12 protein-coding genes are annotated in these 12644 nt (G+C 37.5%); 6 read left to right on the top strand and 6 right to left on the bottom strand.

Annotated features, from left to right (window positions below):
* Window positions 1-116: 116 nt before the first annotated feature.
* Window positions 117-1184 carry a T9SS type A sorting domain-containing protein gene (locus tag IPP64_11425; protein MBL0330001.1) on the top strand — a complete coding sequence of 356 codons (1068 nt, stop codon included), beginning with the start codon at window positions 117-119 and terminating at the stop codon, window positions 1182-1184.
* A 220-nt stretch (window positions 1185-1404) separates the two neighbouring features.
* Here the strand turns inward: IPP64_11425 and IPP64_11420 are convergent, their stop codons facing one another.
* The 5 genes from IPP64_11420 to trmD all read right to left on the bottom strand — a co-directional run bounded on the left by IPP64_11420 (window position 1405) and on the right by trmD (window position 6813).
* On the bottom strand, window positions 1405-2094 hold the full coding sequence (locus IPP64_11420) for an outer membrane beta-barrel protein (GenBank protein MBL0330000.1): 690 nt from the start codon (window positions 2092-2094) through the stop codon (window positions 1405-1407).
* A 71-nt stretch (window positions 2095-2165) separates the two neighbouring features.
* Complete coding sequence (locus tag IPP64_11415; protein ID MBL0329999.1) at window positions 2166-3755, bottom strand: peptide chain release factor 3; 1590 nt, start codon at window positions 3753-3755, stop codon at window positions 2166-2168.
* A 4-nt stretch (window positions 3756-3759) separates the two neighbouring features.
* Complete coding sequence (locus IPP64_11410) at window positions 3760-5334, bottom strand: T9SS type A sorting domain-containing protein (GenBank protein MBL0329998.1); 1575 nt, start codon at window positions 5332-5334, stop codon at window positions 3760-3762.
* An 87-nt stretch (window positions 5335-5421) separates the two neighbouring features.
* Complete coding sequence (gene rplS, locus IPP64_11405; GenBank protein ID MBL0329997.1) at window positions 5422-5772, bottom strand: 50S ribosomal protein L19; 351 nt, start codon at window positions 5770-5772, stop codon at window positions 5422-5424.
* Window positions 5773-6138: 366 nt separating this feature from the next.
* Entirely contained in the window at window positions 6139-6813 is a 675-nt protein-coding gene (gene trmD / locus IPP64_11400) for a tRNA (guanosine(37)-N1)-methyltransferase TrmD (GenBank protein MBL0329996.1), read from the bottom strand.
* 129 nt (window positions 6814-6942) lie between these two features.
* Between trmD and bioB the strand changes: the two genes are divergently transcribed.
* The 5 genes from bioB to IPP64_11375 all read left to right on the top strand — a co-directional run bounded on the left by bioB (window position 6943) and on the right by IPP64_11375 (window position 11966).
* Window positions 6943-7953 (top strand): biotin synthase BioB, encoded by a 1011-nt coding sequence (gene bioB / locus IPP64_11395; protein MBL0329995.1) that lies wholly within the window; start codon window positions 6943-6945, stop codon window positions 7951-7953.
* Window positions 7940-9085 carry an 8-amino-7-oxononanoate synthase gene (locus tag IPP64_11390; protein ID MBL0329994.1) on the top strand — a complete coding sequence of 382 codons (1146 nt, stop codon included), beginning with the start codon at window positions 7940-7942 and terminating at the stop codon, window positions 9083-9085. The genes bioB and IPP64_11390 overlap by 14 nt, the downstream gene beginning before the upstream one ends.
* A 44-nt stretch (window positions 9086-9129) precedes the next feature.
* Window positions 9130-9747 (top strand): dethiobiotin synthase, encoded by a 618-nt coding sequence (gene bioD, locus IPP64_11385; protein ID MBL0329993.1) that lies wholly within the window; start codon window positions 9130-9132, stop codon window positions 9745-9747.
* 109 nt (window positions 9748-9856) lie between these two features.
* Window positions 9857-11134: an adenosylmethionine--8-amino-7-oxononanoate transaminase gene (gene bioA / locus IPP64_11380; GenBank protein ID MBL0329992.1), complete on the top strand. Its 1278-nt coding sequence runs from the start codon at window positions 9857-9859 to the stop codon at window positions 11132-11134.
* Window positions 11135-11261: 127 nt separating this feature from the next.
* Window positions 11262-11966 carry a queuosine precursor transporter gene (locus IPP64_11375; protein ID MBL0329991.1) on the top strand — a complete coding sequence of 235 codons (705 nt, stop codon included), beginning with the start codon at window positions 11262-11264 and terminating at the stop codon, window positions 11964-11966.
* On the opposite strand, the gene IPP64_11370 is transcribed toward IPP64_11375, so the two are convergent.
* A complete protein-coding gene (locus tag IPP64_11370; GenBank protein ID MBL0329990.1) occupies window positions 11963-12643 on the bottom strand; it encodes an alpha/beta hydrolase in 681 nt (226 codons plus the stop codon). The genes IPP64_11375 and IPP64_11370 overlap by 4 nt on opposite strands.
* Window position 12644 lies beyond the last annotated feature (1 nt).

The raw sequence follows: 12644 nt of genomic DNA, 5'->3' as shown, positions 1-12644 counted from the left end.
TATCCTATTTGTAAAGATTTTGAATGCCATTTAAATGCATTTTTTACAAAATTTTTTGTTTTGAAAAATTATACTTAAATTTGCGTAATCAATTTATTAACCTAAAAACCCTACAAATGAAAAAAATTTACGTTTTATTATCTATGTTCCTGTTGACTGGAACGTTCGTAAAAGCGCAAGATACGTTGCTTTTTGAAGATTTCGAATTAACTCGTTTTTATGACACTTTATTAATTGACTGTAATGCTACATCAACAATCCCTCCGGGAGTTGCTGGTGACATGAACTGGTATTCAATGGACTCTGATGGAGATACTGATGGATCTGGTGGAAGCCGTCCTGATGGTTGGTTTGCTTTGCAACCATTTTCTGTGGTAGATCAATACGAAACTGTTTACGGAACAATTGGTGCTCCTGATACAAATACAGTTTTGGGAACGAACTCTTGGACTACAGCTTTAATGCCACAACAAAACTGGTTAATTACTAGCAGCGTTCAGTTAGGTTCTGCTGATACATTGTTCTGGAAATCAGCTCCACGTCAAACTCCACGTTATTTGGATGGTTACGAAGTACGTTTATCTACAACTACAAATGCAGATAATACTTCCGCTTTCTCTCACGTATTGTTCAATGCATCTCAAATGACTGTTTTGGGTACTGATACAACATTCAGCACGTATACATTCGCTCCAACTGCAGCTTCAGGTGCATTTGTTCATGGTTTAGATGGAACGCATATTGATTTTGCAGGTACAAGTAACTCTCACCAAGGTCAATTACGTCAGTTTTCAGTTCCTTTGAATGCATATGCTAACCAAGCGGTTTACATTGCAATTATTGGTAACTCTGCTGATGATAACTTAGTTTCTATCGATGACGTTATGATCCGTGGTACTTTGTACAACTCTATCAACGAGAACAAAAACGACTTATCTTTAAACTTATTCCCTAACCCAGCTACTGACAATGTTCAAGTAAACTACACATTGTCTTCTGAGTCAATGGTGACTATCAACTTGTACGATGTTACAGGTAAATTGGTAGCTACTGTATCAAAAGGTGAACAACCTCAAGGTCGTCACTTTGCACACATCAATACTTCTGACTTAGCTAAAGGTTTCTACACAGTTAACGTAGTAACTAGCTTCGGAGCAAGTACTTCTAAATTAATCGTAAGATAATTTAAGAATAATTAAAGAATTAGAAATCCCGTCAAGTGTAGCTTGACGGGATTTTTTTATGGTATTACTGAAGGATTGCTTCTCGTTTCTGCTCCAGCGCAGAACTCGAAGGACGCTACGAAAGCAGCAATTATTGACAATGTCAAGACTTTTGCATCACACCTGATAACTAAGATGCGAAAAGGTACAATAATGAGCGCTTTTTTTTAGCTAAAAGAACTTATCTAAAAGCATAGGATATTCCTACGTTAGTTCCAATGGATATTCTTTCATTCGTCAGATTGTTATTAACCTCTTGGATCGTTGAAAAATGACTTGAGTGAATTTCATTAAAATCTTGTCGCAATTTTATTTCAACATTCTCTTTTATATAGATGCTGAGTTTTTCTGATAGTTTTCTGGAATACATAATCCCAAATTGGTTAGAAATACCAGGACGGGCATCAAAATGTAATTTCTTATTTGTAGAATTCCCATCAGAATAAATGGTTTTTGATCTGAAATTGCCAGAAAAATTAAGAAGTGCTCCAGTAGTAATATAGAAATTGTTTTTTTCGTTTTCTGGATTTACTTTGAAAGACACTAAAAAAGGTATGTGCAAATAATCAACATGAAAGATTGTTTTTATGCTTGTGTTTGTGTCAATCGGATAGGTTGTTGAATAATTCTTAGATGTATAATAAGCACCCAGTGAGATTTTAACAACCTTTTCATTGATAGAAAATTGTCCACCGACTCCATAACTTAACTCATTTTTAAAGTTGTAAATATTGTCTTGAAAGAAATAAATCGGGTTGTTTAAATTAACTTCAACAGATTGATATGGTTTAAATTCTTTTTCAATTTGACCAGCACAACTAAGTGAAATCAGAAAAGATACAGGTAATGAAAATGATTTTAAGTATCTCAAAATTTTCCTATGAAGTTGATAAATCTATAATGCCCTTCGTGAAAATTTGTCCACCGGACTTTTTTTTACACCTATTCCTCTTTAAACTCTGAAATAAAGTGGAATCTAATTTCTGGATTTTTCTCTTGTGCCATTTGTAAAGCCCAAGCGGATTCTGCTAAAAATACCGGACGTTCTTCTTTATCAGTAGCCATGTGATGTGCTTTGTCAAAAATGAATTCCTGTAATTTTTTCTGGTCTTTACTACTGATCCAACATGCCTTGTACAATGAAATATGCTCGAAGTTACATGAAGCAGAGTATTCACTTTTTAAGCGGTGTTGAATCACCTCAAATTGCAAGGCTCCAACGGTACCTAATACTTTACGGTTGTCAGTTCTCTTTGTAAACAATTGCGCAACACCTTCATCTGTCAATTGCTCTAACCCTTTGTTCAATTGTTTGGTTTTCATTGGGTCGGCATTCACCACATATTTAAACAACTCGGGAGAAAATTGAGGGATCCCCTTGAAGTTCATTTTTTCTCCTTCGGTTAAGGTATCTCCAATTTTAAAATTGCTGGAGTCGTACAATCCGATAATGTCTCCCGGAAATGCTTCATCAACAATGTTTTTATCCTGGGCCATAAAAGCCGTAGGATTAGAGAATTTCATGTTTCGGTTTTCACGAACATGATAATAATTTTTGTTGCGTTCGAACTTTCCAGAAACAATTCTTAAAAAGGCAATTCGGTCGCGGTGTTTGGGATCTAAGTTCGCATGGATTTTAAATACAAAGCCACTAAAGTTTTTATCATCCGGATGTACTTCTTTTACATCGGTTGATCTTCCTTTGGGGCGGGGAGCAATTTCAATAAAACTGTCTAAGAGCTCACGCACTCCGAAATTATTAACGGCACTTCCGAAGAAAACAGGTGAAACCATTGCTTCAGAATATTCTTCCACATCAAATTTCGGGTAACCCGCTTCTAACAATTCGATGTCGCTTCTAAGTGTGTTGGCATAATCCTCTCCAATCAGCTTATCCAAGGTGCCATCATTCAAATCTTTAATTTCTACCGAATTTTCATCGGTTTGTTTTTCACCGGAATTGAAAAGTGTTAAACTCTTTTCGTATAAATTATAAACACCTTTAAATGTTTTCCCGATACTGATGGGCCAACTTAAAGGGCGTAAGTCGATGCGTAATTCTTTTTCAATCTCTTCCAACAAATCGAATGGATCTTTTCCTTCACGGTCCATTTTATTGATGAATACAATCACCGGAGTGCTGCGCATACGGCAAACCTCTAATAATTTTCGTGTTTGAGGTTCCACCCCTTTGGCACAATCGATGAGCATCACAACACTATCTACAGCGGTAAGGGTTCGGTAGGTGTCTTCAGCAAAATCTTCGTGGCCAGGTGTATCAAGCAAATTTATTTTAACGCCTTTGTATTCGAACCCCATTACGGAAGTGGCAACAGAGATTCCACGTTGACGTTCAATCTCCATAAAATCGGAGGTGGTATGCTTTTTAATTTTGTTGGACTTAACAGCACCTGCTGTTTGGATAGCGCCTCCGAAAAGCAAGAGTTTTTCGGTCAATGTAGTTTTACCTGCATCGGGATGGGCGATAATGCCAAAGGTTCTGCGTCTGTCTATTTCTTCTTTAATTGTCATTGAATTATTTTTTTCCTATTTTCATTCTGGAAACTCCTTCTTTGCTTATGAGCTCAAGTATATAAATACCTATGCTTTCATCTGAAAGATCTATTTGAAAGTGATTTTCAGTAACAGCTTTTTTTAGAATTTCTCTGCCAGTAATATCGTAAATTTTCACAATTGCTTCACTGAATTGACCTCTTACATAAAATATTCCTTCTGTAGGATTTGGGTATGTATGAAGGTCGCTAAGTTTTAAAGTTTCTGAAGGAATATCTGCAGAAATACCAGGAATTACACAGTTGATTGTATAGCCTGGATTCCGAATAATGTTAGAGAAGTGGTCTTTTCCTAAAAGATGACAGTAATTGCAAGAGTCACCCGTTGCTGTATAAATTTTTAAACAAACATTATATGCTGTATCAATGTAGATAATATGAGTTGGATTTGGAAGAGTAGAAGTGGTGCTGTCTCCGAAATCCCAGAAATAACTTACTGCTTGGGCAGCGGTGGTAGAATCGACTGCAATCGTAAAAATGTTAGTGATGGAATCGTAGCTTACTGAATAATATGCAAAACAATTTACATTGCTGTCGTATTTTAATATGTTTCCAAGTGGTCCGCCTTGTTCAAGCGCGTATCCATGATTTACATCTGGAAAATGCAAGGATGAAATGCCATACACAGGGGGACCTGTGTTCTCGATAGTCCAAGTTGTTCCTGCATCCGTAGTTTTTAAAATCTGGCTTATTCCTGCTCCAGTCGAGCCCGTTAATGTACCCGCAATATAACCAACACTATCACTTACCATTTGAATGTCTCTTAAATTGATTGCAGAAGGAATATTTGATTGTACCCAGTTTATTCCTCCATCTGTTGTTTTGAAAACAACTCCAACGTTTGTAAAAGTCGTATCGTCAAGAAAATCTCCGCAGACAAATCCTGTAATACTATCGGTAAAGGAAAGATCACGCAAGTTCAAATCGTCCGGAAAAATAGAGATAGTATGTGGAATCCAAGATGTACCTCCATCTGTGGTTTTATAAACAATCCCATTGTAGGTTCCGAAATTGAATCCTGCAGCATAACCTGTTGTTGCACTTAACATTTGTAAGTCCACAAACTCAGCATTTGCTTCAAAGGTTTGAATAGACCAGTTGATCCCGCCATCAGTTGTTTTCAAAATACAAGCCAGAGCACTAGTAGTTTGACCGCATACAAATCCGTTGTTAGCAGTTGAAAAATACATTCCAGGATAATAGCCGGCAGGAAGAATCACATCGCTCCAGGTTGAACCCGTATCGTTCGTTTTAAATAACAAGTTACCGTATTGGGTGAGTGCATAACCCGTTTCTATAGTAGGAAATTGAATTTCAACAATTGTCTGACCGCCAGTGTGCGCATAACTCCAGTTAATACCGCCATTTGTTGTTTTCTGTATTTCTCCGTTTTCACCAGCAACATAGCCGGTGTCCTTTGATGTGAAATAAATGGAGTTGTATCCATCTGCACCTATATTAATCTGCGCCCATTGTGACTGCGCGCTTAACGCAAATAACATTGCAAAAGTGACCAAAACGGTAATTGTATTTTTCATTTTTGTTTTGTAAATAATATGCGCTTAAAAAATAAAAAACCCTATCCTGCATAAGCGGGAAAGGGTTCATTTGTATATTTAAAAATACTATTGTTTTTTCTCAGCGATACGAGCAGCTTTACCGGTCAATTCGCGTAAGTAGAACAAACGAGCTCTGCGAACAACACCCACTTTGTTTACTTCGATACTATCGATGTATGGAGAGTTAACAGGGAATACACGTTCAACCCCAACACTGTTGCTGATTTTACGTACGGTGAAAGATTCAGTTGCACCAGCACCTTTACGTTGAATAACAACGCCTTGGTATTGCTGAACGCGTTCTTTTTCGCCTTCTTTAATTTTATAGTTTACAGTAACGGTATCACCAGCTTTGAATTTCGGGTGGTTTGTTTTTACTGCGAATTGCTCTTCTACGAATTTTAATAATGTGCTCATAACTCTTTGTTTTATAATCTGTTAAACAGTTCTTCCTCTAAAAAGGACTGCAAATATAAGTTTTTTTTATTATCGAACAGCAAATCCTGAAAAATATTTGTGATTTTTGCTAAAATCCACATTTTCAAAGGGTTTAAACTCCATTATTTCAGCAAATCCGGTCGTCTTTCCTTGGTTCGTTTTAAGCTTTCCTCATGTCTTGATGGGTAAAAACCTGGGTGAATTGATTTCGCCACAGATTCACGGATTATTTTGCAAAACTAAATTACGCAGATTTTGAATTGTTGACGCAATTGATCAATTTAATTATTCAATCGGATTAATTATTCTTTGAAATTAAATCTGTGAATCAGTGGCAATTTCTGCCTACTTCAACAAATCCGGTCGTCTTTCCTTGGTTCGTTTTAAGCTTTCTTCATGTCGCCAGTGGTCAATATTGGCTGCATGTCCGGATAACAATACCTCCGGAACTTTCATTCCATTATAATCTGCCGGGCGGGTGTACACCGGTGGCGCTAAAAGGTTATCCTGAAAAGAATCTGTTAATGCAGAGGTTTCATCGGAAATGGCTCCGGGAATTAAACGAATAATACTATCACTGATAACGGCTGCCGCTAATTCTCCACCTGACAAAACATAGTCTCCAATTGAAATCTCTTTGGTGATAAAATGGTCGCGTACTCTTTGGTCAACACCTTTATAATGTCCACATAGGATCATGATGTTATTAAACGTAGACAGGTGATTAGACATTTTTTGGTTTAACAATTCGCCATCGGGAGAAGTATAAATAATCTCATCGTAGGTGCGTTCTGCTTTTAATGCATTGATGCAGTTAGCAATGGGCTCAATACTCATCACCATTCCGGCTCCACCGCCAAAAGCATAATCATCCACACTCTTCTGTTTATGAGTAGAATAATCGCGAAGGTTAATTAAATTCACTTCCACCAAGCCTTTCTCGATTGCTCGCTTTAAGATGCTGTGTTCAAACGGACTTCTTATCAATTCCGGTAAAACGGTAATAATGTCGATGCGCATGGTGCAAATGTAAGAATTATGTATTGATGTGGAGAAGTGTTTAATAAGGAGATTTTATTCTAATACATCCCACTTTTTGAATAAAGAATTATTCCGTAAGTTTGTACATCATTAATTTAAAATTGAAGCATGACAGCAATCAAACATAACTGGACCGTTGACGAAATTCTGGATATTTACAATATGCCATTACTGGATTTGGTATACAAAGCACAAACCATTCACCGCGAATTTAACGATGCAAGTGAAGTACAGGTAAGTTCTCTTCTTTCGATCAAAACAGGTGGTTGTGCAGAGGATTGCAGTTATTGTCCACAAGCTGCTCGCTACAATACAGGTATTGAGGTTCATAAATTAATGACCGTAAATGAAGTAAGTGAAGCGGCAGATAAAGCAAAAGAAGGTGGAGCATCCCGTTTGTGTATGGGCGCTGCTTGGCGTGAAGTGCGTGATAATCGTGATTTTGATCGCGTATTGGAGATGGTGAAAACGGTAAACGAAAAAGGATTAGAAGTTTGTTGTACTTTGGGTATGTTAACAGAAAGCCAAGCTCAAAAACTTGCTGATGCAGGTTTGTATGCATACAATCACAATATTGATACCTCTGAAGAAAGCTATAAAAAAATCATCACCACCCGTAATTTTGATGATCGCTTAAATACCATTAAGAATGTTCGTAAAGCAAAAGTTTCTGTTTGCTCGGGAGGAATTATTGGTTTAGGAGAAACCACCGAAGACCGTGTGAAGATGTTACAAACACTTTCTTCCATGGAAGTGCATCCGGAATCGGTGCCTATTAATGCATTGGTTCCTGTTGCTGGAACACCTTTGGAAGATCAGCCATTGGTTCCAATTTGGGACATGGTGCGCATGATTGCTACAACACGTATTGTTATTCCAAAAACAGTAGTGCGTTTATCTGCAGGAAGAACACAAATGAGCTTGGAAGGACAAGCACTTTGTTTCTTGGCCGGTGCCAATTCCATTTTTGCAGGGGATAAATTGTTGACCACTCCAAATCCTGATTTTAATTCGGATATGGAAATGTTCAAGATATTTGGATTGAGCCCACGAAAAGCATTCAAAGGAACAACACAACCTGTGTCAAAAATCAAAGCAGAAAAAGTTGAAACAATCTAAGTTTTCAGCCGATTCCTCTTTATTTCAATCTCTTCAAAAACGGCAAGAGCAAAATGCGTTGCGTAAACTGGTTGTCAATGACCAGCTCATCGATTTTTGCAGCAACGATTATTTGGGTTTTGCACGTTCGAAAAAATTATCAAAAAATATATCTAAAGCTTGTGCCAAGCATGAAGAACCCAATGGTTCCGGTGGCTCTCGCTTATTAGCAGGCAATACTTCCTTTGCAGAAAATTTGGAAGCCTATGTCGCAAAGTTTCATCAAGCCTCTGCAGGTCTAATTTACAATTCAGGTTACGATGCCAATGTCGGTTTGTTTTCAGCAATCGGTCAAAAAGGTACAACCATTCTTTACGATGAGTTGATACATGCTTCGGTGCACGATGGAATGAAGATGTCGGCAGCTACAACATATGCCTTTCGGCACAACGATTTAAAACACTTCGAAGAACGTTTAAAAATTGCAACAGGTATTATTTATGTTGCGGTAGAGAGTGTATATTCGATGGATGGCGATTATGCTCCGCTGAAAGAAATGGCAAAGCTATGTAAAAAGTATTCTGCCAATTTAATAGTTGATGAAGCACATGCAACAGGCATTACAAGCAATGACGGAAAAGGAAGGGTGCAGGAATTGAAATTGGAAAAAGATGTGTTTGCCCGTGTGCATACGTTTGGAAAAGGATTAGGATGCCATGGAGCCATTGTATTAGGTAGCGGACTTTTGCGTGATTATCTGATTAATTTTTCACGTGCATTTATTTATACCACTTCATTGCCGATGCGAAGCCTTGTGGCAATTCACGAAGCATATTCGTTTTTGCAAACGCAGGAGGAGGAAATTAAATTGTTGAACAAGAATATAGAACTTTTTAAATCGTCCATTTCAAAGCATGTACGACCTTTTTTAATTGAAAGTAGCAGCCCCATTCAATGTATCGTAATAGGAGGAAACGATGTTGTGAAAAAAATGGCACATCAACTTCAAAGCAAAGGATTTGATGTTCGTCCTATTCTTAATCCCACTGTTCCTAAAGGAAAGGAGCGTATTCGAATTTGTTTGCATTCGTTTAATTCCGAAAAAGAGGTAAAAAAGCTTTGTTCAACGGTAAACGGATATTTTGTAAAGTAACCAAAAAGTTATATTTTCGTTCAAAAGTATCATAAAGACAATTTATGCGAAAGATATTTGTTACCGGGATTGGAACTGACGTTGGAAAAACCGTTGTTTCATCTGTACTCACGGAAGCTTTAAAAGCTGATTATTGGAAACCCGTTCAAACCGGAAGTTTCTTTTCTACCGACACTGCAAAAGTTCAAAAATGGGTCACGAACCCTGTCAGTAAATTTCATCCTGAGGGCTATTTGTTAAAACAGTACATGTCGCCACATGCGGCTGCTGAACTAGAAGGTATTGATATTGATATCAATCAATTGAATATGCCTGCATCAACAAATGATACCTTAATTATGGAAGGTGCTGGTGGATTGATGGTTCCACTGAATCGAAAAGAGTTTATGGTGGACTTGATTAAAAAGTTTGATGCCGAAGTGGTATTAGTCATCCAAAACTATTTAGGAAGTATCAATCACTCCTTACTTACAATAGATGTATTAAAAGGAAGAGGTGTAAACATTTTGGGAATCGTATTCAATGGTGCTCCTCACCAATTGTCAGAAGATATCATTATTGATTATAGCGGCTTGAAAGTGTTGGGCCGTATCAATAAAGAAAAAGATTTGAATTCCGAAGTGATTTCGCGTTATGCAAAAGAGTTTGAATATTTAAAATAATCCCTACTCCTGGATCTTCTTCTTGACAGAAGGGTTCTTTTGAGAAAAAGGAGAAGAGAATAAAAAATCCCATCAAGTATTTTACGATATTTGAAGGGATTTTTCATTTATGTCGATACAAGAAAGAGATAAGAATGTGGTGTGGCATCCCTTCACACAATTAAAAACGGCTCCATTGCCTATTGCAATTGTTAAAGGCGAGGGAGCTTATTTTTTTGATGATACAGGGAAACGCTACATCGATGGGATTGCCTCTTGGTGGGTGAATATTCACGGGCATGCACATCCATATCTTGCGAAAAAAGTAGCGGAACAATTACAAACCCTTGAGCATGCAATCTTTTCAGGATTTACGCATGAACCTGCCGTTCGTTTAGCCGAGCGCTTGCTGCTGCGGTTACCCGAGAATCAATCCAAAATATTTTATTCAGACAATGGCTCAACGGCTGTTGAAGTGGCGTTGAAGATGGCATTTCAATATTGGAGCAATCAAGGGATTACTAAAACAAAAATCATTGCTTTTGAAAATGCTTATCATGGTGATACATTTGGTGGGATGAGTGTTGGCGCTCGCAACGCTTTCAATCTTCCTTTCTCAAAATTATTATTTGATGTCATTCATATTCCGGTTCCAACAAAAGGAAAAGAAGAAGAAAGTATTGCTGCAATGCAAACAGCATTAAAGCAAGAGGACATTGCGGCTTTTATCTTTGAACCATTGATACAAGGCGCAGGCGGAATGGTGATGTATGAAGCATCTGTGTTGGATGCATTCATTGAAATGTGCCGTACAAAAAAGGTAATCACTATTGCGGATGAGGTGATGACTGGTTTTGGTCGTACCGGAAAATTTTTCGCAAACGATTATTTAAATCAGAAAGCGGATATCATTTGTTTAAGTAAAGGATTAACAGGTGGTGTTATGCCTTTGGGGGTTACCAGCTGTGCGGAATTTATTTATGATGCATTTTTGAGTGATGATAAAATGAAAACATTTTTTCACGGACATTCCTACACCGCAAATCCAACTGCTTGTTCAGCAGGATTGGCGAGCTTGGATTTGTTTGATCAGCCGGACGCATTTGAAAATATCACTCGTATTGAAAATAAGCATGCAGGGTTTTTAGAAAAAATAAAAATGCACAAAGCATTGGTTGACGTAAGACAATTGGGAACAATCATAGCATTTGAAATAAAAACACCTGAAACAACCAATTACCTGAATTCATTAGCTGAACAGATCTCCGAATTTTTTATTTCTAAAGGAATTATCCTTCGCCCGCTTGGCAATATCGTTTACATCTTACCACCGTATTGCATTAAAGACGAAGATTTGGATTATATTTATGATAGTGTTGAGGCGTTTTTGAATGGGCATTCCATTTAACCGCGGAGAACGCAGAGAAGGCGCAGAGGACTTGGAGATTGTTTAAAAAAAAGAAGAAGGAGTTTTATAGAGTTGTTATTTTAAATCAAATTTAATTGTCATCCCGAGCGGAGTCGAGGGACGTACCATGTTTAAAACAAAAAAAGAATTCGTATTTATTATCCTTGCCGGAATTTTTATCACCAATGCTATTGTAGCAGAATTGATAGGAGGGAAACTCATTTATTTGGGCCCGTTTATCATGAGTGTGGGCATTCTTCCATGGCCCATCGTTTTTTTAGCAACTGATTTAATCAATGAATATTATGGCAGAACCGGGGTGAGAAAACTTTCTCTCATTACAGCATCATTGATTGTATATGCGTTTGTAATTTTATTTTTTGCGATGAATGTTCCCGCTGCTGAAGGCATTTCGGTGGTGACAGATAGCCAGTTTACAGCAGTATTCGGACAAAGTATGTGGATTATTGTAGGTAGTGTTTTAGCTTTTTTGGTATCTCAATTTATTGATGTCAGTATTTTTTGGTTGCTGAGAGATAAAACCGGAGGCAAGATGATTTGGCTGAGAAGTACCGGTTCAACGATTGTTTCACAGTTGGTGGATACATTTATTGTGGCTGGAATTGGATTTTGGTTGCCCGGCAAAGTAGATACCGCAACCTATTTAAATATGGCTTTAACTGGGTATACTGCTAAATTGATTATTGCAGTTGTTCTTACGCCCGCTATTTATGCAGGACATGCAGGAGTTAAAAAATATTTAGGTAATGAGGCCGAAGGACTTATTAAACATTCCGCAGAAGAGTCTCTGCATCATAAAGTAGAAAATTAAAGGAAATTTTTTAGCTCATCAACGATTAAATTTACATCAACTTTTTCAATCGGATGTGGAGTGTTTTTCAAAACAATCAATTTTCCGTTTTGTAAGTTGTTGCAAACATGTTGTGTTTCCGTAAGTGTTACCATGTTATCTTCATCGCCCACACTCACCAGTACAGGAATTGTGATGGACTTGTAGTCCATTAATTGTAAGGTGTTTTTGTTCCCTAGCGCCACCATCATGTCAGCAGTTTTTTGCAACACAATTTTCCAATCGTTAGGTTGATGACGTTTTTTTAATGCCGCAGCAAATGCCGGAATTTTCTCCTCGATTTTTTCAGCATTCAGCATTTTTATTTCTTTCGCTGCAATTTCGGGTGTCCATTCAAATTTTGTTGCTAATGTAATCACCTTTTCAACCTTATCCGGATGATGTTTAGCCAGATAAAGTGCAACATATCCACCCATGCTGTACCCGAAAATATTTGTTTTTGAAATGTTGTTTTGTTTTAAAAACAGTAAGACATCTTTCGCAAATTGTTCAATGATAAAGCTTGATGGCATTGGTTCTCCGCCATGTCCGCTAAAGTTAAGTGTGTGAACATCAAATGTGTTTTTGAGTTGTTCTGCGATTGGTTGTAGCTGATCTTTCGCACCAATGGCTCCATGAAGTAATAAAAGAGAATTCATC

This window comes from Bacteroidota bacterium, assembly GCA_016722565.1.
Taxonomy (GTDB): Bacteria; Bacteroidota; Bacteroidia; order 2-12-FULL-35-15; family 2-12-FULL-35-15; genus 2-12-FULL-35-15.
The sequence above is the reverse complement of the archived record's forward strand: the minus strand, read 5'-3'. Positions and strand labels throughout refer to the sequence as shown.